25 protein-coding genes are annotated in these 24,515 nt (G+C 44.2%); 13 read left to right on the top strand and 12 right to left on the bottom strand.

Features of this window, described 5'->3' with window-relative positions; all coding sequences use genetic code 11:
• The first annotated feature begins 68 nt into the window (after positions 1-68).
• From AC4EHK_RS12335 to AC4EHK_RS12320, 4 genes are read left to right on the top strand one after another with little or no spacing between them, the layout of a single operon-like run.
• Positions 69-785 carry a PspA/IM30 family protein gene (locus AC4EHK_RS12335; protein WP_490979358.1) on the top strand — a complete coding sequence of 239 codons (717 nt, stop codon included), beginning with the start codon at positions 69-71 and terminating at the stop codon, positions 783-785.
• 48 nt (positions 786-833) lie between these two features.
• Positions 834-1,862: a TFIIB-type zinc ribbon-containing protein gene (locus AC4EHK_RS12330; protein WP_490979085.1), complete on the top strand. Its 1,029-nt coding sequence runs from the start codon at positions 834-836 to the stop codon at positions 1,860-1,862.
• Positions 1,859-2,638 carry a TPM domain-containing protein gene (locus AC4EHK_RS12325; RefSeq protein ID WP_490979084.1) on the top strand — a complete coding sequence of 260 codons (780 nt, stop codon included), beginning with the start codon at positions 1,859-1,861 and terminating at the stop codon, positions 2,636-2,638. Before AC4EHK_RS12330 ends, AC4EHK_RS12325 begins: the two co-directional genes overlap by 4 nt.
• A 32-nt stretch (positions 2,639-2,670) precedes the next feature.
• Positions 2,671-3,669, top strand: a complete 999-nt coding sequence (locus AC4EHK_RS12320; protein ID WP_490979083.1) for an SPFH domain-containing protein — start codon at positions 2,671-2,673, stop codon at positions 3,667-3,669.
• Between the two features lie 290 nt (positions 3,670-3,959).
• Here AC4EHK_RS12320 and AC4EHK_RS12315 read toward each other — a convergent pair whose 3' ends face one another.
• The 6 genes from AC4EHK_RS12315 to AC4EHK_RS12290 all read right to left on the bottom strand — a co-directional run bounded on the left by AC4EHK_RS12315 (position 3,960) and on the right by AC4EHK_RS12290 (position 8,355).
• On the bottom strand, positions 3,960-5,141 hold the full coding sequence (locus tag AC4EHK_RS12315) for a DUF2812 domain-containing protein (protein WP_490979082.1): 1,182 nt from the start codon (positions 5,139-5,141) through the stop codon (positions 3,960-3,962).
• Positions 5,138-5,467, bottom strand: a complete 330-nt coding sequence (locus AC4EHK_RS12310) for a PadR family transcriptional regulator (protein ID WP_490979081.1) — start codon at positions 5,465-5,467, stop codon at positions 5,138-5,140. The genes AC4EHK_RS12315 and AC4EHK_RS12310 overlap by 4 nt, the downstream gene beginning before the upstream one ends.
• Positions 5,468-5,736: 269 nt before the next feature.
• Positions 5,737-6,222, bottom strand: coding sequence for a DUF2975 domain-containing protein (locus tag AC4EHK_RS12305; protein ID WP_490979080.1), 486 nt, complete (start codon positions 6,220-6,222; stop codon positions 5,737-5,739).
• Positions 6,223-6,272: 50 nt separating this feature from the next.
• Positions 6,273-6,497: a helix-turn-helix domain-containing protein gene (locus tag AC4EHK_RS12300; RefSeq protein WP_490979079.1), complete on the bottom strand. Its 225-nt coding sequence runs from the start codon at positions 6,495-6,497 to the stop codon at positions 6,273-6,275.
• 10 nt (positions 6,498-6,507) lie between these two features.
• Positions 6,508-6,987, bottom strand: coding sequence for a DUF2975 domain-containing protein (locus tag AC4EHK_RS12295; protein ID WP_490979078.1), 480 nt, complete (start codon positions 6,985-6,987; stop codon positions 6,508-6,510).
• 468 nt (positions 6,988-7,455) lie between these two features.
• Positions 7,456-8,355: an excalibur calcium-binding domain-containing protein gene (locus AC4EHK_RS12290; protein ID WP_490979077.1), complete on the bottom strand. Its 900-nt coding sequence runs from the start codon at positions 8,353-8,355 to the stop codon at positions 7,456-7,458.
• Positions 8,356-8,719: 364 nt separating this feature from the next.
• Here AC4EHK_RS12290 and AC4EHK_RS12285 point away from each other — a divergent pair, with 364 nt between their 5' ends.
• Positions 8,720-9,049 carry a DNA-binding protein gene (locus tag AC4EHK_RS12285; RefSeq protein ID WP_490979076.1) on the top strand — a complete coding sequence of 110 codons (330 nt, stop codon included), beginning with the start codon at positions 8,720-8,722 and terminating at the stop codon, positions 9,047-9,049.
• 150 nt (positions 9,050-9,199) lie between these two features.
• Here the strand turns inward: AC4EHK_RS12285 and AC4EHK_RS12280 are convergent, their stop codons facing one another.
• Both AC4EHK_RS12280 and AC4EHK_RS12275 read right to left on the bottom strand, forming a co-directional pair.
• Positions 9,200-10,564, bottom strand: coding sequence for a YjiH family protein (locus tag AC4EHK_RS12280; RefSeq protein WP_490979075.1), 1,365 nt, complete (start codon positions 10,562-10,564; stop codon positions 9,200-9,202).
• A 1-nt stretch (position 10,565) separates the two neighbouring features.
• Positions 10,566-11,891: a sigma 54-interacting transcriptional regulator gene (locus tag AC4EHK_RS12275; RefSeq protein WP_490979074.1), complete on the bottom strand. Its 1,326-nt coding sequence runs from the start codon at positions 11,889-11,891 to the stop codon at positions 10,566-10,568.
• Positions 11,892-12,212: 321 nt separating this feature from the next.
• Here AC4EHK_RS12275 and AC4EHK_RS12270 point away from each other — a divergent pair, with 321 nt between their 5' ends.
• The 3 genes from AC4EHK_RS12270 to AC4EHK_RS12260 all read left to right on the top strand — a co-directional run bounded on the left by AC4EHK_RS12270 (position 12,213) and on the right by AC4EHK_RS12260 (position 14,420).
• Complete coding sequence (locus AC4EHK_RS12270; protein ID WP_490979073.1) at positions 12,213-12,713, top strand: pyridoxamine 5'-phosphate oxidase family protein; 501 nt, start codon at positions 12,213-12,215, stop codon at positions 12,711-12,713.
• A 172-nt stretch (positions 12,714-12,885) separates the two neighbouring features.
• Entirely contained in the window at positions 12,886-13,863 is a 978-nt protein-coding gene (locus AC4EHK_RS12265) for an Abi family protein (protein ID WP_490979072.1), read from the top strand.
• A gap of 17 nt (positions 13,864-13,880) precedes the next feature.
• On the top strand, positions 13,881-14,420 hold the full coding sequence (locus tag AC4EHK_RS12260; protein WP_490979071.1) for a DUF1697 domain-containing protein: 540 nt from the start codon (positions 13,881-13,883) through the stop codon (positions 14,418-14,420).
• A gap of 41 nt (positions 14,421-14,461) precedes the next feature.
• Here AC4EHK_RS12260 and mug read toward each other — a convergent pair whose 3' ends face one another.
• Positions 14,462-14,971, bottom strand: coding sequence for a G/U mismatch-specific DNA glycosylase (gene mug, locus AC4EHK_RS12255; protein ID WP_490979070.1), 510 nt, complete (start codon positions 14,969-14,971; stop codon positions 14,462-14,464).
• A 38-nt stretch (positions 14,972-15,009) separates the two neighbouring features.
• The gene (locus tag AC4EHK_RS12250) at positions 15,010-15,222 is read right to left on the bottom strand and encodes a TM2 domain-containing protein (protein ID WP_490979069.1); all 213 of its coding nucleotides are present in this window, start codon (positions 15,220-15,222) and stop codon (positions 15,010-15,012) included.
• A gap of 502 nt (positions 15,223-15,724) precedes the next feature.
• On the opposite strand from AC4EHK_RS12250, the gene AC4EHK_RS12245 reads away from it, so the two are divergent.
• The 3 genes from AC4EHK_RS12245 (at position 15,725) to AC4EHK_RS12235 (ending at position 19,492) form a co-directional block, all read left to right on the top strand.
• Positions 15,725-17,338, top strand: coding sequence for a glycoside hydrolase family 13 protein (locus AC4EHK_RS12245; RefSeq protein WP_490979068.1), 1,614 nt, complete (start codon positions 15,725-15,727; stop codon positions 17,336-17,338).
• A gap of 587 nt (positions 17,339-17,925) precedes the next feature.
• A complete protein-coding gene (locus tag AC4EHK_RS12240; protein ID WP_490979067.1) occupies positions 17,926-18,798 on the top strand; it encodes an AraC family transcriptional regulator in 873 nt (290 codons plus the stop codon).
• Positions 18,799-19,045: 247 nt separating this feature from the next.
• Positions 19,046-19,492, top strand: coding sequence for an SRPBCC family protein (locus tag AC4EHK_RS12235; RefSeq protein WP_490979066.1), 447 nt, complete (start codon positions 19,046-19,048; stop codon positions 19,490-19,492).
• A 57-nt stretch (positions 19,493-19,549) separates the two neighbouring features.
• On the opposite strand, the gene AC4EHK_RS12230 is transcribed toward AC4EHK_RS12235, so the two are convergent.
• A complete protein-coding gene (locus AC4EHK_RS12230) occupies positions 19,550-20,041 on the bottom strand; it encodes a BsuPI-related putative proteinase inhibitor (RefSeq protein ID WP_490979065.1) in 492 nt (163 codons plus the stop codon).
• A 192-nt stretch (positions 20,042-20,233) separates the two neighbouring features.
• Here AC4EHK_RS12230 and AC4EHK_RS12225 point away from each other — a divergent pair, with 192 nt between their 5' ends.
• Positions 20,234-21,445 (top strand): aminotransferase-like domain-containing protein, encoded by a 1,212-nt coding sequence (locus AC4EHK_RS12225; RefSeq protein WP_490979064.1) that lies wholly within the window; start codon positions 20,234-20,236, stop codon positions 21,443-21,445.
• A gap of 339 nt (positions 21,446-21,784) precedes the next feature.
• Positions 21,785-23,341 (top strand): class I adenylate-forming enzyme family protein, encoded by a 1,557-nt coding sequence (locus AC4EHK_RS12220; protein ID WP_490979063.1) that lies wholly within the window; start codon positions 21,785-21,787, stop codon positions 23,339-23,341.
• Positions 23,342-23,399: 58 nt separating this feature from the next.
• Here AC4EHK_RS12220 and AC4EHK_RS12215 read toward each other — a convergent pair whose 3' ends face one another.
• Complete coding sequence (locus tag AC4EHK_RS12215; RefSeq protein WP_490979062.1) at positions 23,400-24,287, bottom strand: fructose bisphosphate aldolase; 888 nt, start codon at positions 24,285-24,287, stop codon at positions 23,400-23,402.
• Positions 24,288-24,515 lie beyond the last annotated feature (228 nt).

Below are 24,515 nucleotides of genomic sequence, written 5' to 3'. Positions count from 1 at the left end.
TAATTCTTTCATTAAGAAAGAGTGGCTGCTCGCAGTCCCAAAAAACCACACAAAAGAGGAGAATGATGATGGAAATTTTAAAACGATTTAAAGACATCATGACAAGCAATATTAACGCGCTTTTAGACAAGGCAGAAGATCCAGAAAAAATGATTGATCAGTACTTGCGTGATTTGAACAGCGACTTGGGGAAAGTGAAAGCAGAAACAGCAGCCATTATGGCTGCTGAAAAGCGGGAGCGCCGGGAACTTGCAGAGTTTGAAAGCGAGATTGGCGATATGCAGCGCTATGCGGTTAAAGCATTGGAAGCCGGCAACGAAGAAGATGCACGGAAATTTCTGCAGCGCAAAGCAGAGCTTTCCGAAAAACTGACGGACAAGCAAACGGCAGTAGAACTCGCTGCTGCCAATACGCAGCAAATGCGCCAAATGCATGACAAGCTGGAATCGGATATTGGCGAACTGGAATCCCGCCGGTCTGAGCTAAAAGGTAAAGCATCCGTAGCAAAGACTCAAAAACGCATGAACGATTTTGCTTCTTCTGTGGATGGAGCCGGCGAGCGGATTTCCGCTTTCGACAAAATGGAGCAAAAAATCAACCAGGAGCTGGATGAAGCGATTGCCATGTCGGAACTGAACAAAAGTTCGGGAACAGATATTAAAGATCTTGCCTCAAAATACGACAGCGACTCTTCTGTTGAGGACGAGTTGGAATCGCTGAAATCGGGCATTAACGTAGATGATGAATTAGAAGCGTTAAAAAGCCAGTTGGGCAAAAATGAATGACAGCTCTGGTACGGACAGTTTCCTTTAAGCTGAAAGGGGGCAGATGGAATGGTCATTCAGTATAAATGTCCAAACTGCGGTGCGGATATGTCGTTCGACAGCGAATCGGGCCACCTGTCCTGTCCGAGCTGCGGCAGGCAGGATGACATCGAGACATTCCCGGAAAACAACATCCTGCGGAAGTTTGATCTAGATGAAGCAAAGGAATACCATTGCGAAAATTGCGGAGCGATCATTTTAACAGAAGCGGAAACCACTGCGACCCATTGCAGTTTTTGCGGAGCAGCAGTGCTGTTGGCAGACCGGCTGAGCGGGGACTTGGCTCCCGCCAAAGTAATTCCTTTCACCATCAGTAAAGAAGAAGCAGTCGCTGCTTTCCGGAAATGGACGAAAAACGGACGGCTGACGCCAAGAGGCTTTGCGAGCGGCGACCGGATCAAGAAAATGACGGGCATGTATGTGCCATTTTGGCTGTACGATATTGATGGAACAGCGGATGTGGCAGCACTTGCGACGAGGGTGCGCAGCTATACGAGAGGCGATACCATCTATACGGAGACCGATTTTTATGATGTGCGCCGACAAATGGATCTGAGCTACTTGAAAGTGCCTGCAGATGCCTCTGAAAAAATGGACGACGAACTGATGGATAAGCTCGAGCCTTATAATTATGCGGAACTGAAAGATTTCAGAATGCCTTACTTGGCAGGTTATTTGGCTGAAAAATACGATTACGATGACGAGGCGCTGTTTTCACGGATCGAATCCAAGATTGTGCCATACATTGATTCGTACATAAGCAGCACCGTTTCCGGCTACTCGACTGTCAGCTACACAAACAAACAAATCCAAACGAATAAAAAAAATGTCTATTACACCTTATTTCCGGTATGGATGGTTTATTACGATTTTGAAAACAAGGAACACACTTTTGCCATGAACGGGCAGACAGGGAAAGTGGTTGGCAAACCGCCGATCAGCCCTTTTAAAGTGGCTGCCTGGTTTACCGGCATTGCCGCTTCAGCTTTTGCGGTCATGAAAGCAATAGCGTTTGCTGTAGGAGGTGTTCTTTGGTGAGAACATTCCAGGTGAAATGGCTGCTGGCTTTTTGTTTTCTGCTGGTTTTTATTGGCATCGGTGGGACAGCGGCGACTGCTGCTGTGGATCAGCACATTTACGACAATGCCAATTTGCTGAGCGAATCAGAAATAGTGGAATTGGAGGCTGTCGCAGCAAATTACAGCGAGGAGCAGGAAACGGAATTTCTTTTTTTAACGATTTCGGATGAAGAAGTATTTTACATCCAGGATTACATGGGTGATTTTTATGATGAATGGGCAGAAGCGAACAATCAGGAAAACGCCGTTCTGCTGTCGATGAACATCGCAACGCGTGACGTATATTTGGCGGGTTTTGGAACGGCGGAAACAACGCTGGATAATCAGCGTGTGAATCTGGTGTTGGACCGAATTGTTCCCGATCTGCAGGACGGTGACTATGCGGGCGCTTTCGATGAAACGGTGACTACTTCGAGCCGCTATATGGACTATCGCCCTGGCGTTAACCCGGAAAGCATTTTTCTGAAAACCTGGTTTCAGCTGGCAATTGCATTGCTGCTGGGAGGAGGCATTGTCGGTTTTATGCTTTATAACTCGGGTGGCCGTGTAACAACAAACTCCACCACTTATTTTGACGACAATGAGACAAAAGTGACCAGCAAGCTCGATCAGTTCCGCAACAAAACCATTTCACGCCGCAAAGTTCCGAAGAAAAGCAACGGAGGCGGCGGTTTCGGAGGCGGTGGAAGTACTGGAGGCGGACGTTCATTTAGTGGCGGTGGGCGCAAGTTCTAAAACGGATTGAACCGAAAGAGGGGATGAACAGGATGGGCTTTTTCAGCAATCAATTTGCAGATGTAGTGGAATGGGAAGAATTCAGGGAAGATATGATTTTTTGGAAATGGACCAATAAGGAAGTGAAAAAAGGCAGCCGGCTTATTATTCGTCCCGGACAGGATGCTATTTTTATCAACAATGGCAAAGTCGAAGGGATCTTTGAAGACGAAGGCGAATACGACATCGAATCGGAAATTGTACCGTTCTTGTCAACACTGAAAGGCTTCCGATTCGGTTTCAACAGCGGCATGCGCGTGGAAGTGCTGTTTGTGAACACCAAAGAATTCACGGTTAAATGGGGTACACAAAATCCGATTAACATTCCGGCGCCCCAGCTGCCGGGTGGCATGCCAATCCGTGCAAACGGCACCTTCCAGTTTAAAGTGAGCGACTATGTAGGATTGATTGATAAGATTGCGGGTGTTCGGAACAGCTATGTTGTAGATGATGTGAAGATACGTATCACAGCAATACTAGATCAACTCTTGATGAGATGGATCACCAAAGAAGGAAAAGACATGTTCAATCTGCAGGCCAATGCGCACGAAATCGGCCAAGGCATCCAGGACGACTTGAACATGCAGCTGATGGACGACGGCATGAAAGTTACTGGCTTCCAGGTCATGAGCTTTAATTATCCAAAAGAAATCCAGGATATGATTAATAAAAGCGCATCGCACGGCATGGTTGGCGATGTGGCGAAGTACCAGCAAATGTCAGTGGCCGATGCCATGGGCAAATCATCTGGATCCAACACGGCTTCCGACATGGCGGGCATGATGATGGGGATGAACATTGCCAAAGAAATGATGGATGGCCAGAAAGAATCAAATGCAGGCAATCAGCAAAATACAGCCGGCTCAGGTTCGAACGATTCAGCCGGCCAATCTGATGGCGGCGAAAAGACGGTACCGAAGTTTTGTCCAAACTGCGGCCAGAAAAATGAAGGTGCCAAATTTTGCCCGAATTGTGGGCAGAAGCTTGGTTGAATAGATATAAAAAGCCGCTGTCGGGATTTTGTCCCGGCAGCGGTTTTGAGCGATAAAGTAAAGTGTAGGAGGCTGCCGAAAAGCTTCAGCAGTTTTAAGAAAAGGAATGAGCTAGCCATGTCGGGTTCTGTTCAAATCATGGTGCCCATTAATAAGTTAGTGCCACGTGACCACTTCCTTAGGATAGTGGGTGCTATCTATTCCATGATGGGTTTTCAGCAAATGCTGTGAATGGGTCTTTGTTTTTCTTAAAAAAGTGCCTCCGGATAAGACGTGATGAAAATAGCATCTTATTCAACTGTCGCCTGTTTTTTCAACCGCATATAATACGTCCATAATTTGACCATGAAGGATCCGTAAATGCCGATGCATAGTATAAATACAAGCGTTCCCCATGAAGGCTTTAAGAATAACTCAGTTTGTTGGTTAAAGCTGTTAATTAGGAAGTAAATATACAACAGTGTAAAGGGCAAAAAGAGAGCCGTGTAAGTAATAATCATCTTTTTAGCCTGTTTGATCCGAGTTGGGTAATCACTATAAAGCAGTGGCCGTTCTTGGTCTTCTCTATATTCCTGGCTCCAAATGGTCCAGTTTTCCAAATTGGATGAAGAAACAAAGCGGTCATGCCATCCAGCTTCTTTATGAATAAAAAAATAACTCTCAGGTGGTTGGCGTTGGTAATCAATTCGATACGCAATGTGGCGTGGCTCGCCTTTTGTAAAGTGAAAAATAGTGCCGAGCGGATTGACGCGGTACAAATTGAATCCACGCTGCTCCATTGACTCAAGCCGGTGTTCCAGCTTGTCAGGGGAGTACATCCAAGCTAATCGGATTTTTGTCACCCAACGTCCCGAGTGCTTCAGCTCTTGTTCTTTTTGCTTATTGATTTTATTGCTTCTTTGAGAGGATTCGATGGCTAGTGGATCTCGAAGACTTTTATTCGTATTTGTTATTGCAATGATTGAATAAATACCCAGCACAATCAGTGAAATAACCAGTGTGAAGAACAAATACGTAACAACCCAATAAGGGCTGTCTTCTAAAAAAATAGATTCATCTGTGAAAAGATAAGCGTAAGCTAAAGAAATGGGTGCAATTAGCACGCTTGCTAAATAAAATAAGAGTCCGAAAAACAAATATGTAATCGTTTGGTTATGTTTAATAATCCCATCTCTAATTGGCGAGTTTTTAATCGTCTGTTCAGGCTGGCTATTTGTTGTGACGTGCCATTTGCCAGTAGTAAAAGCAGTTTCCCATCCTTCGTTTTGCAGCGTTTTGGGAATAGTGGATGATTTCAATTTATCGTAAGCAATTCGGTAAGTTCGAACATTTGCCTTTTCTTCATTAAAATAAAAACAGCGTGTCCATCGATTTAGTTTTTTTACGAGAAAACCATTTCGAGCCATTTGTGAAAGCCATATCTCTGTTTTAGCAACATCGTAACTCCAAAATGGCCGGTATATTTTCTTCATTGAAAGTCCTCCTCAAAAGTTGATGCATTTTGATGTAATTCTCTCAGTCTTTTTATTTCTTCCGTTAATAACTTTTTTCCAGTATCAGTAATTTCGTAAACAGTCTTTCGTTGTTCATCTGCGAAAACTACAATGACACCGTCTTTTTGCATTTTTGTCAAAGTGCCATAAACAGTTCCTGATCCTAGACTGAGCCGGCCCGCTGTGATTTCCTCAACATGTTTGATAATGCCGTAACCGTGGCGTGGGATTTTTAAAGACAATAAGATATAAAAAGCAGTTTCCGTCATAGGTACATACTTTTTTAACATTTTTTGAATATCCATAAGAGTCCTCTTTTCTTTATGTCACAACATGACTATATCACAACATGACATATTTTTATACATTTTTTGTAGTGCTAAGATGAAATAGATTTTATCATGTTCAAGACTGGGTATGGCTAATAACGGTACCAACGAATCCTGCATCCGAGATAAACAGGGTTAGCAAAACCGAAGACAAAAGACCTTGCGGCTAACCATTAAGGTTAGTCTGCAAGGCCTTTTGTTTTCCGTTATAAAGATCCTGAAAGCGGCTTTTATGTTTTAAAGTTTTAAATGATCATTTCATTTTCTGCTTTGAGCTGAGTTGCTTGGGCTGTCAGCTTTTCCAGCACTCCTGCAAAAGAGCCGACAGCTGCTGACGCAATAATGCAGATCAGGTTCATCATGAATATGCCTGCGATGTCTCCACCGATGACAAAAATCAGGACTATCAATCCTGCTGTGAAGAAGGCGGTAAGCGTGAGTGCGCAGTATTTGATTTTCTTCAAAGCTTGGAGTGCCTCTTTTGAAAATGCCAGGCTTTTGCTAATGTAGCCCAGCAGTTTAAAGGTTTGGTAAAGGACGGTAAAAAATAAGCTAAACAATAAGTAGGCAGACAGCACGAAAGGATATTGCAGATAGGCTGTCTCCGGATGGGCGGCTGCATCTCTTGTGGCCATGCCAGGTATGGCAAAAATACAGAAGGCAAGTGCTAGAAGGGCCAGTAGAACAACAATAGATTTCAGAAAAAACAGTGGACCTTTTGCTAGTTTCATTAAGAACACCTCACTAATGATTCATTGATGGAAATAGTGAAAAGTGCTTGCTAAGAGGACGGCTCCTCTTCTTCAGGGCGATATTCCAAAACATCTCCAGGCTGGCAATCCAACGCTTTGCAGATTGCTTCCAAGGTGGATAGCCGAACCGCTTTTGCTTTGCCATTTTTCAAAATGGATAGGTTAGCCATTGTGATGCCCACCCTCTCTGAAAGTTCGGTCACACTCATTTTTCGTTTGGCCAGCATCACGTCGATATTGATTATAATTGGCATCTCATTCACCTCAGACCGTTAGATCATTTTCTGATTTTATTTCAATTGCATTTTCCAATAATTTTTGAAGAACTGCCGCAAAGACTGCGATTACGATAGCGCCGAATGTAATAACCATTCCAAGCCCACCAAGGCCAGGCGCGTCATCAACTTGTGCCGTATACAGAATAATTGGCAAGCATAGCATGTACAGGACGGTAATAATAAGGGCGCAATATTTGATATTCTTTAATGCTTTCACAGATTTCTCCGAGAACGCGATGTTCTGGTCAATATAACTTAACAACTTCATCGCTTGATACAGTGCCGCAAAATAGGCAATCGCTGTACCGTATAGGGCAACTAAAAAGACGTATTGCAAGAAAGACCATTGCGGTATGATTTCCCCGACAAATCGCGACATGGGAGGAACGACAAAAATACACACAGCGACTACTGGCAGAGCCATCAGGAAAAGAACAATTTTTAAAAATAAAGTTTCTCGTTTCATGCTTATACACCTCGTTTGAGTAAGATTAATTTTAGTATAAACGATTATTTATCGTTTTACAATAAATAATTGTTGTTATAAATATATAAAATGTCGCTATAAATAAACTGAATTAACAGTTTATTTTAATTTATTTTTAAAAAAAGATGGAGTATGATAAGGGTAAAAGGAGGGGGAGTTTAAATGGAAGCTACCTTTGGCTTTGTGCCTATGCTCGTCCTTTCTATCATTGTCATTGTGCTCATTGTGTCCTATTTCTTCTTCCACAACTGGGCAAAGTGAGTAGCCAACACAAAAGCCGCATGGCAGCATGCGGCTTTTGTATTGGACTTAGAAATTTTCGCTTCCACAAAGAAAGCAGCAGGTTTATGCAAAAAAAAATCCTAAATGGCAGCACTTTTCAGTGTTGTCCATTTAGGGAGGAGTTAGATAGCGATGAGTATTGGTTTACTGTCAAAAGCCATAAAATTAAGGGAGGCTCTCGCAGGCAAGACCATCTTTGTCATTTCCGTCTAATTCATGTGGGTCACCAGGTCCGGATGCTTCCATAAATGCTTGGGCAGCAGCCTGTGTCGAGAAATCTGGACAGTTTTTATCGGGACCGGCTGGATCGTGCTCCAGTGAACTAGAGGAGGTGGCTTGTGTTGCTTCCGCTGCAGCAGTTTCTTCCGCAATGCGTGCTTGTTCGGCTGCCGCTGCTTCCGCCTTGGCAATTTCAGCCGCTTCCGCCTCAGCAGTTTCTTGCGCAATCCTTGCTTCTTCAGCTTTGGCAAGCTCTGCAGCTTCGGCTTCAGCGGCTTCTTGAGCAATGCGTGCTTCTTCGGCTTCAGCAGCTTTTGCTTCTTCCTCAGCTTTCGCCTGTGCTAAAGCCGCTTGTTCTTCCTCTGCTTGAGATTTCTCTTTAGCAATACGTACTTGTTCGGCTGTTTCCGCCTCAGCCGCTTTTTCTGCTTCATCAGCTTCTTGTGCTTTTAATCGCTCTTCTTCAGCAGCGGCAGTATCCGTCTCTGTTGCTTCAACTTCGACTGCCGGATCCGCAGCACGATCTGGACTTGGCCAGAAGAAGCTTACCGCAAGAGCAGCGACAAGAAGGAGAACAGCCACTTTCCGGTTTGGAATTTTAAAGCGAGGCAAACTGCCTTTAAATAATGCAACGACAGCAATAATAACGGCAATGAACACGACTAAATTGACGATGCTGCTGATGCCGCCACCCAAAAGTCCTGTGAGTAAAATCAGTGCAATGAGCAAGTAAACTGGAATAACCAGAACTTTCTTCCATAACGTATTGGTTCGAAATCCTGGAAGGTTGCGAATGAAACTTCTAAAGGTAAATCTCTGTCTTCCAAAACGGTTGCGGCTGTTCATTCGGCTTCCTCCTTATTTTTAAAATCTGCAAACTTATAAAACTGGAAATGTATGTTTTTTACTTAAATTTATATATTCTACCATTATGACAGAATTCGAATAATTTTGGTATATTTTTTTGAGGATAAGAATTGTCTTCACTAAGTAGCAGGTATAAATACAGGCAAAAACTATAGTATTGCTTACTCTCTAAATCGATCCCGAACTTTTAAAGCATACTTTGCAGTTCCCTCTTCACAATTCAGGTTTTCAAATGAAACAAACTTGGCTTCCAGATTTGGGATTCTGGAAGTGATTGAGCCGTTCAGATTAACCGACATTTCTGTTTTGCCTGCTGCGATATGATATGCTGTGCACAGAGTTAATGAAGTATTCAGAAATATTATGTTGGGTGAGAGGAGGAAATGCCTTGTTATGGATAGCCTTAGGGATTGCGGTTGCAGGATATTTTATAGGAGAGGGACTGAAAAACTTCAAAAATCCAAATGCAGACAGCTTTTTGGATTCTTTTGATGAGGAGGATGAGCACGAACTAATTAAAGAAAATGAAGTTCATTACTTTATTGGAATCTCGAAAGAAGATGCACAATCTTTAATTAAAGAGTATCCCGGTGTTCCACATATTATGATCAATAACAAAGTGTACTACCCGAAGAAAAAATTGCGTGATTGGCTATTGAAAATTGGAGAATGATCAGCTCTTGACTAAAAGATTAGCAAGATCTTTAAATCATATTTGGAACAACAAAGTTTTTCAAGTGAGGCTGACAATATGTCATAACCAAGCAAAAAGAAAATCCACTTCCAAGAACGTAAAGTTCATAGAAGTGGATTTTTAATTTTCTTATACGAATAAATGGCCGAACAACACAAGAATCGGCAGCGTGATGATGGTACGCAAAATGAAGATTACAGCCAATTCCCAGAATTTCACGGGGATGTTCGAACGCAGAATCAAAATACCGATTTCAGACATGTAGATGATTTGCGTCAGCGATACACCAGCCAAAACAAAGCGGGTCAATTCGCTTTCGATTCCGCTTCCGAGAACAGCTGGCAGGAACATATCCGCGAATCCGACAAGGAAAGTAGGTGCAGCAGCAGATGCTTCGGGCAATCCCATAAGGGTCAGTACCGGAATCAGCGGATAAGAAATGATTTGGAAAAGCGGCGTGTATTCTGCGACGATCAAAGCGATCGTACCAAGAGCCATGACCAGCGGAATCAATGCCAGCCAAATATCTAGTACGGTTTCAATGCCAATCAACGCAAGTTTTTTCGGGCTTGCGGCACGATTGGCTTTGCGGCGGGCTTCGTCAAATCCCCATTTAAAAAGGGAAGCACCTTCTGGAATGGTATCGTCAATTTGTTTGCCAACCGGTGCGTAATATGTATCTTTTTTGCGGGACAGCGGTGGAATGCGCGGCATGATAACGGCAGCGACCAAACAGGCAACCGAGACAGCCAAGTAAAATGGCAAAAACAGATGCCCAATGCCAACAACGTTTGCGACAATCAAGCTGAAGGCAACAGAAGCAATTGAGAAAGTTGTCGCAATGACAGAAGCTTCACGCTCTGTATAATTGCCTTCGTCGTACTGTTTCATGGTTACCAGAACACCAACCGGGGCAGCACCCATCCATGATGCCATGGCGTCGATTGAAGACCGGCCCGGCAAAGTGAAGACCGGGCGCATAAATTTATTGAGCAAGGTGCCGACAAATTCCATCAATCCGAATTCCACCAACAAGGGCAGCAAGATTCCGGCGAACAGGAACCAAGTCAGCAGCACAGGCGCCAAATCATAAAGAACCACGCCCCCTGTATTGCGTGAAGCGATGGCTTCTGGCCCGATTTCATAATAGGCCATAATACCAAATGCGAAAGCAAGGACACGAACGATCAATCCGAACGGTCCGTTAATAAACGTGGTGCGCAAAAAAGGTGAATTCTGCACAAAAGCAGGTTTGAAGGCTGTCGCTGCTAAGCTGGCGATTGCAGAAAAACCAAGCAGGATCACGATAAATGGCGGAATGACGTCACCGAACGTTGTCAGAAGAAACGAGGCGAGAATGCCGACGCCAATAGTGACTTCGCCGTTGTAAGAGATTGGACATAGAAATAGCAGTGCGCCAATAATGGAAGGAATCAAAAACTTCCAAGTATCCGCTGGCCGAATGTTCTTTTTTTCATTTTGAAGCATCGTCATGTCATTTTCCTCCAGATGATGTAGTCGTATATTTTTTCAGTTTGCGGACGACGGATGGTTGGCTGATGCCGAGGTTGTTTGCCATCTCAGTGGTGGTCCGGTAACGCTTTTGTGCGTTTAGCAACACATTCTTTTCGACAGATTCCAAAATATTCGGAAGCGTTTGGCCATCAAGTTCCATCCCGATGCGTTCATCTGAATCCGGCCGATAGGCAATCGGAAGATCGTCGAAAGTAATCCGTGCCGACTCGCTTTGGATAAAACTGCGCTCCAGCACATTGTGCAGTTCCCGGAAATTGCCTTTCCAGGGCAGCTGCAGCAAGTGGAAATACACGCTATCTGTCAAAGTTTTTTGCTGATGGCAGTTGCTGTTGAGCTCTTCCAGAATTCGGCTAGTGGCATGGTCCAGGTCTTCCGGACGCTCTCTTAAAGGCTTTAGTTCGATGGGTGCTACATGCAGCAAATAAAACAGATCCTCCCGAAAATGGCCATCCAGTACTGCCTTTTCTATGGAAGATGTGGCGATGGCAATGATGCGCGCAGTGTGCGGCAGCTGCAGAATATTGAACAGCGCTGCCTGTGATGCGGGAGACAAACGGTCAATTTCATTTAGTACCAGAGTTCCTCCTGATGCCAGGCTCATATAGCCTTTTTCATCTAGTCCTGTAAAACTGATGCTGAACACGGATTCCGGAATGGCGCTGCAATTGACTTCAATAAAACCGCCGTCCCGCTGTTCACTTTGCCCGTGTATAAATTTAGCGAGAGATGTTTTGCCGGTCCCGGGTTCTCCCTCAATGACCACTGGTACTTCCAACTGCGCCATTTTCGTAGCTATTTGAAGTGCCCGTCTGGAAGAAGGGCTTTCCATGATGCAGCCTTCAATGCGGAGCTGCTGATTGCGCAAGTGAGCGAGCTCCCCCTTAACTTTGGACATTTCCAGCTCCAGATTTTCTAAGTATTCTTTCATTACCATGAGCTGAGAGGTGTCATAAGAGTAGCTCACCACAAACTCCACATCACCTTTTTCATTAAACAATGGAATTCCAGTAATCAAGACTTTTCTTCCTGAAGGTGTATCCTGACGCAGAACCACCTTTTTTTTCTGTTTCAGCACGAGCGGCGTAATCGCAGGCGAAAAAATTCCTGCAGCTTCCAAATCGTATACAGACTTTCCGAGTAAATCTTCAGGAGCCACTCCATACGGTTCACCACTGTGGGGAGAGACTTTGATGATTCGTCCATCCCGCGTAGTCACAATAATATCCTCGTCATAAGTATCGATGATTTCTTCATCGGTATTAGGAAGCAGAAATAAAGTATTCATCATTGGCCTCCGTTATTCATTCTTGTATAGACTATACATGATTGAATAATTACTTTACAAGGGGATAGTTACTTTTTCTTTATTTTTTCTTTTGTTATTAGGGGTCTGGAGTGTCCGTCTGTAAATATGCGTGTAGCTATAACAAAGTGTTGGTGTAATTCTTATAAGTTATAAAGTATTTTTATAAATACGTGAGATGCCAGTTGCAAACGTGAAATAGCCTGGTATCGGCAATATAACGTTTAAAGAGACAGGAAAAGGGAATTCTAGTTACTGTAGACAACTTACTTAATCGAACATATATAGGAGGAAAAAATAATTATGGTAAACAATACAACAAATAATCTAGAGTCAATGCAAAAAGTGAATGAACTAATTAAAGACATCAAAGTGGCCATGTTCACAACCATCTCAACCGACAATAAAATCTTGTCACGCCCGATGCAAACGCAGGAAGTGGAATTTAATGGAGAGCTCTGGTTTATAACAATGAAAGACACGGAAAAGTACGAGGAAATCATCAGCAACCCAAATATTAACTTGGCATATGCCGGCAGCTCGTATGTATCGATCAGCGGAACAGCTGAATTTATTGAAGATGCAGCGAAGAAAAAACAATACTGGAATCCGGTTTTTGATAAAATGCTGGACACCTCATACGACGACCCAAATGTTGTATTGATCAAAGTGGATGCAGATTCCGCTGAATATTGGGATTCGGGCAACACCTTGAAATCAGTCAAAACTTTCGTTAAAAAGCTGACCAACAAGGACACGGAGCAAGACCGTAAAGAAATGAACGACACAGTAGATTTTAAATAAGAATTTGTGAAAAGCTCGCAGACATACTGATGTCTGTGAGCTTTTTTGAATTTCTGGAAAGTACTTTTGAAAGAAATTTTCACTAGAAAGACATGATAGCTTGTTGGCACAAATAAACAGTTTCTTAATAAAGGAAATTCGCTTACAGTTAATAGAGAAGAATGCGCAAAGGATGAGATATGTGAAAGAGTTTGCCACTCACGATGAACAGTTGGAAATACTCGAAGGGCGCGGTTTAAAAATTCCAGATAAATCGGCTGCGAAACGAGTTTTGTCGCGCGAGAATTATTATGCGCTGATCGATGGCTATAAGGAACCGTTTCTGGAAAATGATATCGCCCTCAATCCCTACGGCCTTGAACAGTACCAAGCCGGTACCGAGTTTGGCCACCTGTATGCACTGCACCAGTTTGACCGAAAGCTGCGCCTGCTTTTGCTGAGTGAATTGCTGAAGTTCGAGAAAAACATCAAGTCGAAGGTAGCTTATCGTTTCTCTGAAAAGTTCAGGGAAGCGGGAAGTTTTCTGGAACCTGACAACTACAGCTCAGACAGCCGTCACCATCACGAGCGCGACCGCATCATTTCGACGCTCGCGAATTTGATCAAAAGCCACAAAAAGCGGGATAAAGTGAGATATCCCGCTATCCGGGAATTTTATGATAAGCACAAAGATGTTCCGCTTTGGGTGCTGGTCAATTTTTTGTCGCTTGGACAGATTACGCATTTTTATGCTGTTATCGGGGAAGACCTGCGAGACCGTATTGGCAAGGATTTTGCAGAAGAATACAGTGAAGAACATCCGCCGATTGGTTTAAAGGCAAGCGATTTGGATGCCATCCTACACATCGTGTTTCCATACCGTAACAAGTCCGCGCACGAGGAAGTGCTATACCGTTTTCATCTTTCACACCCAGTGGAACTAAGTGCTGTTGAATCCATGCTGAATATGAATAAAGGAAGCCTCAGCGGAGCGACCGTATTTTCTGTGCTGCGCCTGCTGAAACTGGTGCTGGCAAAAAAAGAGTATGACAGCTTTTTCAACAACGTTGAGCTGTTGATTCACGAGCTGGAAGCGTCCGTTCTGGAAACTGCCTTTGTAAAAATCATGAGAGATGCCGGTTTTGATAGCAGGAGAACTAAGTCTAGTTAGCGGAAGAGGGGATTCTGATGAAATATGTGGCGCTGCTGCGTGGAATCAATGTTGGCGGCAAAAACAAAGTGGACATGAAGGAGCTCAAAAAAGTGTTTGATAGTACCGGGATGACTCTAGTCGTCACGTATATAAATTCAGGCAATCTTATTTTTGCTCATGACAGCCATTCGAAAGAACAACTGGCGCTGACGTTGGAAAGAGCCATTTACAGCTATTTTGGACTTCAGATCAATGTATTGATTTACAACTCAGCGGAGTTTCAAAAAATCGTCGAAGCCATTCCGGACAACTGGTCAAATGACGCGCAAATGAAAAGCGATGTCTTGTTTTTATGGCAGGATGTGGACGAGGCAAACGTGTTGGAAAGACTGGTGATCAAACCGGAACTAGACCGCGTCAGCTATGTTCCTGGAGCTATACTTTGGTCTGTTGATAAAGAGCATGTCACACGGAGCGGTATGATGAAAGTTGCCGGCACGGCTTTTTACCAACGCATCACGGTCCGAAACGTCAATACGGTACGGAAAATTGCGGCGCTGCTGCAGAGCATGTAAATCCAAAAATGCCGCCCTCTTATCGAAGAGGACGGCATTTTTTATTTGTAGCTGTTTAAACCGCTGTATATCTCAACAATATCATCCATCTTTATGCGGACCAAACCGCTTGAGGACGGAACAACATACTCGACGACTCCGGGGATGACGGGCTCTTGCTGAAGGCCCCAGGAAACTGTCTTTCTTTTGCTGAACTGCTGGTAAACGCCTTTTCCAACAAAACAGACAGCTTTCGGCCGAAACTTCCTGATTTTCTGCTCCAGTAGTTTGGCGCCTTCAGTGTACTCCGCTTTGGAAATCTCCGCAGCTTCTTTAGTTGGCCGAGCGACGATATTGGTCAAACCATACCCAAGGCCCAGCAGTTCCTCATTTTCATTTGGTCGATATTTCCGCGGTGTCAAACCCGCTTCATAAAGAATTTTCCAAAACCGGTTTGTCGGATTGGCATAATGAAAACCCGTTTCTGAAGAGCGGATGCTCGGATTAAAGCCAACAAATAAAATAGTTAAGTCTTCCTTCAGGTGATCACGAATCGGCTCAAGATGAAACATAGATTCTCTCCTCTACCCTGTAGAAGCAAAACGCTATTTTAGCGTCTGCCGTGTTTTTCCTGAAACGTTTCTTCAGATTGAAGCAAGTACATAATTCCTTCGATAATCCCGATGACTGCGGGTATCCCTGTCCAAAAGAACAATAAATAAAGAATTCCCATACCAGGACGTCCCAGGTAAAATTTGTGTGCGCCAAAGTCGCCTAAAAAAATCGCGAGCAAAGCAGATGCTAATTTACTTTTTCTTTTCATGTTCCATCATCCTTTCCAGATATAGTACTATTCCCGATTTACGGAAAGTTAACGGATGAGAAAGAAAAAAATTTGGTTTTGTGAAAACGAGTAAAAATATTATCTAAATATCATAGAAAAGAAATAATTTCATTAATAACTGAGTAGAAATAAACGAAAATTGAAAATACATTGCGATGAAAACGGTACCATCAAAATAAAGTTAGAAAATTTTGAAAATATGCGTTTTTTTATTGTCATAGCGGTTATATTAGATAGATAATAATTAGAAAGAGGGTGGCCGCGCCAGCTAAAATCCACTACTGAATTCAGTCTGATGCCTTGGTAATTTTTTGCGAACTCTGCTACACTATCAACTTGAAATTAATTTTCTAAGAAAATGTTGCTGGACGATGGAATAGATAGAGAAGAAATAGACGCTCGGACATCTTCAGGCTAAATCAAAGGTTAAAGCCAATGGATGGATGCGGAGAATGGCCAAGGTCTTTGTGAGGGATCAGTTATGAATAAAAAATGGTGGAAAGAAGCAGTTGCATATCAAGTGTATCCGAGGAGTTTTATGGATTCGAATGGTGACGGCGTCGGCGATATTAACGGTGTGACCAGCAAGCTGGATTATTTGAAAGATCTGGGCATTGATGTGATTTGGATTTGTCCCATGTACAAATCCCCAAACGATGACAACGGCTATGACATTAGCGACTATCAGGCAATTATGGAAGAGTTCGGCACAATGGCAGATTTTGATCGCTTGCTTGCGGAAGTGCATGCGCGGGATATGAAGCTGATCATCGATTTGGTGATCAACCATACGAGCGACGAGCATCCATGGTTTATGGAATCCCGTGCGTCGCGGGATAATGACAAGCGCGATTGGTATATTTGGAGCGATGAGCCGACCAACTGGGAAAGTATTTTTGGCGGCACTGCCTGGGAATACGATCAGCAAACGAAACAATATTATTTGCACTTGTTCTCCAAAAAACAGCCGGATTTAAATTGGGAAAACCCGGAAGTGCGGCAGGCGCTGTATGACATGGTCAACTGGTGGCTGGACAAAGGAATCGACGGCTTTCGTGTGGATGCTATCAGCCATATCAAAAAAGATTTGAGTGATATCAAAGATCCAGAACAAAATCTGCATGTGCCGGCCTGGGAAAAAATGATGAATGTCAAAGGCATTCAGCCGATGCTTGCAGAACTGCGTGATGAGACGTTTGCAAAACACGACATCATGACAGTCGGCGAAGCAAACGGTGTGCAGGCAGACAATATCGATGAATGGATTTCCGAAGATGACGGGAAATTCAATATGGTGTTTCAGTTTGAAAGCATGGGCTTGTGGGATACCGATGCGGCAACCGGGATCGATGTGCCGAAGCTGAAACAAGTGCTGACCAAATGGCAAAAAGCTGTGGAAGGCCATGGCTGGAACGCGCTGTTTGTCGAAAATCATGACAAGCCGCGCATCGTATCCTCTTGGGGAAATGATGAAGAGTACTGGCGTGAAAGTGCAACGGCAATCGCGACAATGTATTTCTTTATGCAGGGTACGCCGTTCATTTACCAGGGGCAGGAAATCGGAATGACCAATGCACCGTTTGAAGAGCTTGATCATTACAATGATATCCAAACGCACAGCCTTTACCATCACAACCGTTCGGCCGGTATGGAACATGATGACGTAATGACAATCATCAAAGCGCAGAGCCGGGACCATTCGCGTACGCCGATGCAATGGGATGCAAGTCCAAACGCTGGATTTTCACACGGTGAGCCGTGGCTTCGCGTCAATCCGAACTATGAAAAAATTAATGTAGCGGAACAGCTGCGCGATCCGAATTCAGTTCTTTGGTTTTACCGGAAAATGATTTGGCTGCGCAAGCAGCAGGAAGTCCTTATCTACGGAACCTACGAACTGCAGGACGTCGGCCACGAATCGATCTATGCCTATACACGCACAGATGAGAAAAAAACGGTATTGGTCATCACCAATTTGACCGAGCATTCCTGCTACTGGGACGAACCTGAAGGCGCGCGTTGCCTGCTCAACAACTACGGACAACAGGATCCAAAGCAATTGCTTCCGTTTGAAGCACGCATTTACGAATTGTAAAACAGAAGCCTCTGTCCCCGAGCAATATGCTTGAGGACAGAGGCTGTTTTTATGTAGAGCTAGGTTGTTTTGCAAACAAACTTTAAGATAGGGCAAATAAACCACGTATAGCGCAAACAAAGTCGAGAATGGCGCAAACAACTCCCAGTATTCCGCAAACAAACGCAAAGATCGCGCAAACAAACTTTCTTCACGATGCCTTGCATACAAAATAAGCCGATTTTATTCAAGTTAATCCGAATAAAATCGGCAGAAGCCTACACATTAATTATTTTTACCAAGTGGTCTCAACTTTTTTTAACAGAAACAGAAAAAACCACCTTGCCCGAGGGCAAGATGGTTTCGATAGTTTGCGGCGTTCCAAGCCACGCTCCACAACGTGTTCCTAAAAGGAGTGCTTGTCCGTCTTATGCAAACGAGCTCATCGCGTAGTTAACAATAGAGCATCTGTTCAGATCTGTCAACTTCATGGCTGCAGGTTGCTATTTAAAGTGTCTAGAATACGGACAGCCGATGGTTTCCGTACACAGAAAATCGGATACACTAAATTTATTCCCTTTACAATAGGATGAGAAAGGAGGGGGTGCATGGATATGCTAAAGGATATGAACGAAGCGCTGCGCTATATTGAAGAACATTTGGCTGAAGAAATCAATTTCGGCAAAGTTTCAGCGATTGCAGGAGTTTCAGAATTTCATTTTCGTAAACTGTTTTCGTATTTGTCGGGAATGGGATTGAGCAGCTATATTCGCAACCGGCGCCTGTCGTTGGCTGCGATGGACCTGCAGCAGGAACAACAGCGGGTTCTTGATGTGGCCATCAAATACGGCTACGATTCGGCTGACGGTTTCAGCCGTGCATTCCGCGAATGGTCAGGCATCAATCCGTCGGAAGTAAAGCATGGCGATCACTTTAAATCATTTCCGCGCCTGACTTTCCAATTGACGATTCAAGGAGGAATAGAAATGGACTACCGCATTGCCAAAAAAGAAGTGTTTAACCTGGTGGGCATCAAAAAGCGGGTGCCTATCGTTTTTGAAGGGCCGAATCATGAAATCACCAAGATGGTGCAGTCGATCACAGCAGAGCAACGTGAGCAACTTCAAAGGTGGCGCAATACAGACGTCGATACTGTTGTTAATGCATCGTTTAACTTTGATGAAGGACGCTATGAAGAGGAAGGGCAGCTTGATCACCTGATTGGGTCGATTACGACGCTGGAAGGTAATTTTGAAGGTTTCGATTGTGTAAATGTGCCAGCACAAAGCTGGGCAATTTTTAGTATAGAAGGGCCTTTTCCGCAAACAATGCAGGATACATGGGGAAAAATTTTCTCTGACTGGCTGCCATCGTCAAGTTATGAACTGATTGAAGGACCTGAAATTTCCTTTAACGGCGATTTGTCGGATCTGCAAAACGTTTACAGCGAAATTTGGATTCCCGTGAAGAAGCAGCAATAAAATACTCTCCGCACATCGCCCCGCTTGCAGAAGCTGGAAGATGTGCCGGAGAGTTTTTTTTTTGAACAAACCTGGGCTGTAACTGGCAATCAGTAAAATGGATTTGGCTGAGACAACTTCTTTTACAATGACGCCAAAGGAGAATACTCTAAACTTACATAATGAAAAATGGATTTGTATGCACTCTTTACATAGCGCGGACACTGGCCCGACAGCCAATGTCCGTAAAACCAAGGAGGAGAAAAGCATGTGGACCATTCGAAAAACGATGACGATCGATCGGCCGGTGGGTGAGGTTTTTGACTATGCGGAAAATCCTGTTAATTGGTACCAATTTTATGTGGGGCTTTCAGAACCGGAGAATTTGGTCGGAACTGGCGAAGTGGGGACAACCATGGATATGAAATACAGCATGTTGGGGGTGCACCTTCCAATTTCGCTGGAAGTCACGAAGAATTTACGCGAAGGCAGCAGCTGCTACTGGAGCGGCCGTATTAAAGGTGCTGTCAGTTCAACCCAGTCCTGGACCTACAATACGGAAGGATCTGGAACAGAAGTAAATCTTGATATGGAGTACGAATTGCCCGGCAGTGTTCTCGGCAAAGTCGCCAATAAACTGGTCGTCCAAAAGCTGATGGCGAATTCGATGGAACAGACCATGAAAAATCTCAAAGACATATGCGAAGCTGATTAATGATGCAGCAATGCCATCAAAAAAACCATCGATTGATGGTTTTTTTGTCTGTCTATTTTATTCCACAACATGTTCAGTGCTGACTTCATAGGTCTCGCCTTGTCTTGGTGTCAGCCAAGCGGTTAGTTCATAAGTGCCGGGCTCAAGGTCGAGTGCCGGAATTTCAAATTCATAACTCAGTTGATCCCCTTGCTCGAGGCTTTCTTCACCGAGTGCCTGCATGTACGTACTAACAGATGAAAAAAGAAAAACCTCTTCACCGCTTTCATTTGCCAAAGAAAAGTCGTAGCGCTGGCTGCTGGTAAAATCAAATGTATGCGGTTCACCTGTCTCGTTGATGAGGCTATAGCGATAGGTATTCTCGTTTACCTGTTGGAGTGCTGGATTCATGTCGCCTTCTGCTGCGCTTCCTGTTGTCTCATCCACTGTTTGAGAGTCTTCTGATGGTGGTGGCTCTTCAGGCGCATCTCCTTGTTCAGTTCCGCATGCTGTGAGAATAAGAGCAGCCAAGAGAGACAAAAAAATGCCCAGCCAAAATTTGTTCTTCATGGATATATGCCTCCTTGTATCGTAAGGGATAAGCAGTTCGCTTTAACATAAGAACGTTAAAGGAAGGGAAAAGTTACATTTCCAACCAGATGATTTTGATGCTGCCCTACACATCGAGGTCCGCACCCTGTAGAATAAGGGCTAAGAGATTTACCATTATGCCATCAGCTAGAAGAAAGGAGAACGACTTACGTGAAAACTACTTTCCGCTTTTCAAAAGACATTGAACAAGCATTTAAAAATGATCCTCCGGGCCAGTGGCTTTCCACTCTGCCTCCTGGCTGCTTGCGCCTGAGTTCGGGCTACCCAGCGCCTGCTCTAGTTCCTTCTAACGAAATCAAGTTAGCGGTAGACCGCTTGCTGGATGAGGAGCGGGACTTGCCGCTTCATTATCTTGGCAGCCCGCGGGTTCCACAGCTAAAAAGGTTTCTCCAAAACCGGATGGCGCAGCGAGGTGTAGAAGCATCCGACAGTGAACTGATTGTGACTTCTGGCGCCTGCCAAGCAATTGATTTGATTGCACGTGTCTTATTGGATGACGAAGCTGTGGTCGCTGTTGAATCACCTACTTACATGGAAGCGTTAGAGATTTTTCAAAATTATACCGAGCATTATATGACTGTTCCAATTGATGAAAATGGACTGCAGACAGACCTGTTGGCGGACATGCTGGCAGAGCGCAAAAAGCAGGGGCAGCCGCTTCCTCGCTTGTTGTATACCATTCCAACCTATCAAAATCCGACGGGGACGACGTTGTCACCTGAACGCCGCGAGCATTTGCTGAATCTTGCTGAACAATACGATTTTCTCATTTTGGAAGACGATGCTTACGGGGAGTTGGGCTTTCACGATAGTCCGCAGCTGTTGAAGGCATTGGACACCAATAATCGCGTGCTTTATGTGGGCTCGTTATCAAAAGTTGTTGCGCCTGGCATGCGAATTGGCTGGGTTGTGGCAGACAGCCAAATCATTGACCCATTAAACTGGTTCAAGAAAGACTTGAGCCACCCATTTGACCAAGCTGCGATGGCGTCATTTCTGGAAGCGACTGATTTTGACGAACACTTGAAATCGCTGGCAACTGCGTATGAATCCAAATGTGTCTCTATGCTGTCGGCGTTGGAAGAATTTTTGCCGCCTGCCGTTTCATGGTTCGTACCAAAAGGCGGATATTTTGTTTGGATCCAAATTCCAGGGTTAGATACATCAAAATTGCTGCCACAAGCATTGGATGCAGGAGTTTCGTTTGTGCCGGGCAAATATTTTTTCTTGGATCAGCAGGAAGGTCTTGAATATCTCCGCTTGTCGTTCAGCTATGCGAATGAAGAAGAGATTATCAAAGGTGTGGAATTGCTCGGACAGGTGGCAAGCATTAAGGTTCCGGCACCTGAGGATGCAGAATAGAGATTCGCAGTACTTTCTTCAGCAAGCAACAAAGAAAAAGTTGAAAATCACAAAAGGTGTTATCTTTGTACATAGCAGAGAAAACTTGAATGTAAAATTTATGTTTTAAAATAGAAACCGCGCCCATTGAAATCAAGATGGAGCGCGGTTTTATGGTTATTAGAGCTGGGCAAAATGGCGCACAATCCAAATTGACTATATTTTCAGAATACTGTAAAGTTAACTATACGATTTAAGATATTATGGAAATTTTTAACGGCTATTCGGCTGTTGAACGTTTCTGGACTTGGAGGTGCTTTGCCTGCCTGAACAGACCATTCACACAAAGGAGGAGATTAAATGAACATCACGGCATCACTTAGACAGAACGCCAAACGCTTTCCGGATAAGATGGCCATCACTTGCGACGGCCGTTCCTATTCGTATCAGGAATTGAATGAAGAAGTTAATCAGCTGGCAAATGGGCTGATTGCAACGGGGCTTCTAAAAGGCGATAAGGTCTCGATTTTTATGAAAAATTCTAACCAAAATGTCCTCGCTTTTTTGGCAGTGCTGAAGGCGGGTGGCGTTGTGGTGCCGGTCAACTGCCTGCTGAGTCCGGATGAAAGCGGCTATATTTTCAGCCAATCTGAAAGCAAGTTTATCTTCTGCGATACAGAGTTTGAACATGTGATTGCCAAGGCAATCAAGCAGACCGTTTCACTCCAACAGGTCATTGTCCATCCATCGGCTGATAACACCGAGTATCTGGGTTGGGAAAGCATGGTGAGTGAAAATGCGTTAGAACCTTCAGTTGAAGTGCTAAACACTGATGATGCGGAGATTCTGTATACTTCCGGCACAACGGGAAAACCCAAGGGTGCAGTATTTGATCATCAGCGTCTCGCCAATGTCAGTGCATCATTTGTTTTTGGAGCCGAAATTGGGGCCAATGACCGCCTTTTGCACGCCGTTCCGCTTTTTCACTCTGCACAGTTAAATTTGTTTTTGGTGACAGGCATTTTGCTTGGAACATCGAACGTCATCTTGCGCGACTTTCATCCAGAAAAAGCAATTCAGGCGATGGATGAGTTTCAAGTTACGGTTTTCTTTGGTTTGCCGGATATGTACAGCGCGCTGCTGCAAGTACCGAATGCAGAAGAAGTCGAATTGTCTTCTGTTTCAAAATGCATGTACGGTTCAGATCCAATTGATCCGGATCTCGTTCGGAAGGCCATGGACTTTTTCAAGCATCAACAATTCTATAACCTTTGTTTGTTGACGGAAGGCGGCCCTGGCGGCGTCTTTCTCTTGCCGAATCAGCATGAATACAAATTGGGTTCTGGCGGAAAGCCGATGTATTTCACAGAAGTTCGGGTAGTGGACGATGAATTTCTGGACGTTCAGCCAGGAACGATTGGGGAGTTTGTGATTAAAGGTGATTTGGTCATGAAGGAGTATTACAACAAACCAGAGGAAACCGAAGAAGCATTTCAAAATGGCTGGCTGCTGACAGGGGATTTAGCGACAATCGATGAAGATGGATTTATTTCGCTTGTCGACCGTAAAGCAGATCGCATCATTTCGGCTGGAGAAAATATTTATTCCCTCGAAGTGGAACGCGTCATCAATGGCCATCCGCAAGTGGCCGAAGCTGCAACAGTCGGATTGCCGGAAGAGGAATGGGGAGAAATCGTTGGTGTCATCATTGTGCCGAAAGAAGGCGAAACAATCGATGAAGAACAATTGATGGATTATTTCTTGGAACACTTACCTGGGTATAAGATTCCGCGTAAATACCTCCTTGCCGAATCCCTGCCGCGAAACTCTTCTGGAAAAATAATGAAATATCAATTGCGCGAACTGCACATCAGTGAATTCCAATGGTTCCGGAAAATTCCGGAAAGCCGTTATTAGTTTACACTCAAAAGATGCCCCGCTGCCTGGAATGGCAGCGGGGCATCTTTTATAGTTTTCAAGTGATGGAAGCTTCGTAGATGCCTTTGATGGAATTATCCAGCATCGTGTTGAATTCTTCTTCCGTTTGGCTCGCGTTGACGCCTTCTGACAAAGCGCGGGAGAAGCTCGCGACGAGCCCTTCATTGGCTGCCAATTTCTTGTTGGCATCGTCGCGCTTATAGCCGCCTGATAGTGCAACTACACGAAGAACGCGCGGATGGTCGATCAATTCTTTGTAGTAATTATTGGTTGTCGGAATGGTGATTTTAATCATGACGTTCTGATCATCACTCAGCTGATCGAGATGCTTCAGCATTTCCTCTTTAAGAATTTTTTCAGATTGTTCTTTGTCCTTACTATTGATGTCTACTTCAGGCTCCAGAATCGGAACCAGACCGGCTGCAAGAATCTGCTTGCCGACTTCAAATTGCTGCTCGACTACTTTTTGAATGCCTTCGGGATTGGCTTCCTTGATCACGGAACGCATTTTCGTCCCAAAAATATTTCGTTCGTTGGCACGTTTTAATACATCGTCCAAGTCGGAAATCAGCTTCATGACCTGCACGCCGTTTTCTTCATCTGCCAGACCTTTGTCGACTTTCAAGAAAGGTACGACACCTTTTTTCTGCCATAAGTAGTCCGGTGTATAATGGCCTTCCACTTTACGGTCCATCGTTTGTTCAAAAAGGATTGCGCCGATAATCGAATCGGAATTGAAGGAAGGGGCCGTCATGACGCGCGTCCGCATTTCGTGGATCAAGTCATACATCTCTTCTTCCGTTGAGTATTGGTCTTCCGATACGCCGTAAAGCGCCAATGCTTTTGGTGTGCTGCCGCCGCTTTGGTCAAGTGCAGCAATAAAACCTTGTCCGTTTTTTACAAATTCCAGTTGTTCCTGATTCATCGTCCCAGCTCCTTAGATAAATTTTTTGACAGGTCTATCCTTCATCTTAAAAATTTACTGCGAAGAAACTCTTTCACTGAATATTGTAACAACTTATAAGAGAAACTACAAAAAGAATTTTTTAATGAATTGAGATGGTTTTTATGTGTTCCCGACAAGCGCAGCTGCTTGCGATGTTTAAAGCAAGAGATTTGCTGTGGACGGACGTTTTGCTCCAAGCACTAAATA

This window comes from Planococcus sp. TJ-307, assembly GCF_058268435.1.
Note: the sequence above shows the minus strand (reverse complement) of the source record. Positions and strands in the feature narration are given on the sequence as shown.

Bases quoted from the DNA above. Each gene is read 5' to 3' on its own strand.
- AC4EHK_RS12335 (WP_490979358.1), top strand. From the start codon at position 69: ATGGAAATTTTAAAACGATTTAAAGACATCATGACAAGCAATATTAAC.
- AC4EHK_RS12330 (WP_490979085.1), top strand. From the start codon at position 834: ATGGTCATTCAGTATAAATGTCCAAACTGCGGTGCGGATATGTCGTTC.
- AC4EHK_RS12320 (WP_490979083.1), top strand. From the start codon at position 2,671: ATGGGCTTTTTCAGCAATCAATTTGCAGATGTAGTGGAATGGGAAGAA.
- AC4EHK_RS12315 (WP_490979082.1), bottom strand. From the start codon at position 5,141: ATGAAGAAAATATACCGGCCATTTTGGAGTTACGATGTTGCTAAAACA.
- AC4EHK_RS12310 (WP_490979081.1), bottom strand. From the start codon at position 5,467: ATGGATATTCAAAAAATGTTAAAAAAGTATGTACCTATGACGGAAACT.
- AC4EHK_RS12305 (WP_490979080.1), bottom strand. From the start codon at position 6,222: ATGAAACTAGCAAAAGGTCCACTGTTTTTTCTGAAATCTATTGTTGTT.
- AC4EHK_RS12300 (WP_490979079.1), bottom strand. From the start codon at position 6,497: ATGCCAATTATAATCAATATCGACGTGATGCTGGCCAAACGAAAAATG.
- AC4EHK_RS12295 (WP_490979078.1), bottom strand. From the start codon at position 6,987: ATGAAACGAGAAACTTTATTTTTAAAAATTGTTCTTTTCCTGATGGCT.
- AC4EHK_RS12290 (WP_490979077.1), bottom strand. From the start codon at position 8,355: ATGAACAGCCGCAACCGTTTTGGAAGACAGAGATTTACCTTTAGAAGT.
- AC4EHK_RS12285 (WP_490979076.1), top strand. From the start codon at position 8,720: ATGAAGTATTCAGAAATATTATGTTGGGTGAGAGGAGGAAATGCCTTG.
- AC4EHK_RS12280 (WP_490979075.1), bottom strand. From the start codon at position 10,564: ATGACGATGCTTCAAAATGAAAAAAAGAACATTCGGCCAGCGGATACT.
- AC4EHK_RS12275 (WP_490979074.1), bottom strand. From the start codon at position 11,891: ATGAATACTTTATTTCTGCTTCCTAATACCGATGAAGAAATCATCGAT.
- AC4EHK_RS12270 (WP_490979073.1), top strand. From the start codon at position 12,213: ATGGTAAACAATACAACAAATAATCTAGAGTCAATGCAAAAAGTGAAT.
- AC4EHK_RS12265 (WP_490979072.1), top strand. From the start codon at position 12,886: ATGAGATATGTGAAAGAGTTTGCCACTCACGATGAACAGTTGGAAATA.
- AC4EHK_RS12260 (WP_490979071.1), top strand. From the start codon at position 13,881: ATGAAATATGTGGCGCTGCTGCGTGGAATCAATGTTGGCGGCAAAAAC.
- mug (WP_490979070.1), bottom strand. From the start codon at position 14,971: ATGTTTCATCTTGAGCCGATTCGTGATCACCTGAAGGAAGACTTAACT.
- AC4EHK_RS12250 (WP_490979069.1), bottom strand. From the start codon at position 15,222: ATGAAAAGAAAAAGTAAATTAGCATCTGCTTTGCTCGCGATTTTTTTA.
- AC4EHK_RS12245 (WP_490979068.1), top strand. From the start codon at position 15,725: ATGAATAAAAAATGGTGGAAAGAAGCAGTTGCATATCAAGTGTATCCG.
- AC4EHK_RS12240 (WP_490979067.1), top strand. From the start codon at position 17,926: ATGGATATGCTAAAGGATATGAACGAAGCGCTGCGCTATATTGAAGAA.
- AC4EHK_RS12235 (WP_490979066.1), top strand. From the start codon at position 19,046: ATGTGGACCATTCGAAAAACGATGACGATCGATCGGCCGGTGGGTGAG.
- AC4EHK_RS12230 (WP_490979065.1), bottom strand. From the start codon at position 20,041: ATGAAGAACAAATTTTGGCTGGGCATTTTTTTGTCTCTCTTGGCTGCT.
- AC4EHK_RS12220 (WP_490979063.1), top strand. From the start codon at position 21,785: ATGAACATCACGGCATCACTTAGACAGAACGCCAAACGCTTTCCGGAT.
- AC4EHK_RS12215 (WP_490979062.1), bottom strand. From the start codon at position 24,287: ATGAATCAGGAACAACTGGAATTTGTAAAAAACGGACAAGGTTTTATT.